This is a genomic window from Helicobacter canis, assembly GCF_008693005.1.
In the GTDB taxonomy this organism is placed as follows: domain Bacteria; phylum Campylobacterota; class Campylobacteria; order Campylobacterales; family Helicobacteraceae; genus Helicobacter_B; species Helicobacter_B canis.
Window position 1 is genome coordinate 1 of record NZ_VXKE01000026.1, and the last position, 587, is coordinate 587.

1 protein-coding gene is annotated in these 587 nt (G+C 45.0%); it reads left to right on the plus strand.

The features are described from left to right. On the plus strand, positions 1–587 hold a 587-nt coding region (locus F4V45_RS09530; RefSeq protein WP_211362735.1), incomplete at both ends, for a hypothetical protein.

A 587-nucleotide genomic window follows, 5' to 3' on the forward strand; every position in this document is an offset into this window, starting at 1 on the left:
CCACTCTAGCAGATGCAAGAGCCCAGTATCAAAAAGACCTAGCCAAATACACCAAAGACAAGGCAGCGTGGGATAAGCTTGCTAGCACCAAAGAGAACAAAGCCCTAATCGCTAAATACGAGCAAGAAGACAAAGCCTACCAAGCAGCCCTAGAGCAGTATCAAAAAGATAAAGCCAAATACGACAAAGACAAGGCAAAATGGGATAAGAAAAATGGCAAGCTACTCCCAGCCCCCATAGCTCCAGTAGCTCCTAAAGCCCCCACTAAGCCAAATCTCAAGCCAAACCACAAAGACTATAAACGCCTAATGGCTGCTTTCAACAAAGCACAACAAGAGCATAAAACTGCCCTAGCTCAATACCAAAAAGATCTAGCCAAATACAAGCTAGATAAAGAGAAATGGGACAAAGAGAGCCAAAAGCTAGCAAAAGCTGGCAAACTAGCTCCAGTCGCTCCCACAGAGCCTAAAGCTCCTACTAAGCCTAAAATCCTAGCCAGCAAGCCAGAAATGCCACAAGAGCCTAAGCTTGGAGAGATAAGTGCAGAGCTACTAGCTAAGCATAAAGTCCAAGGGGATTTCTTTATC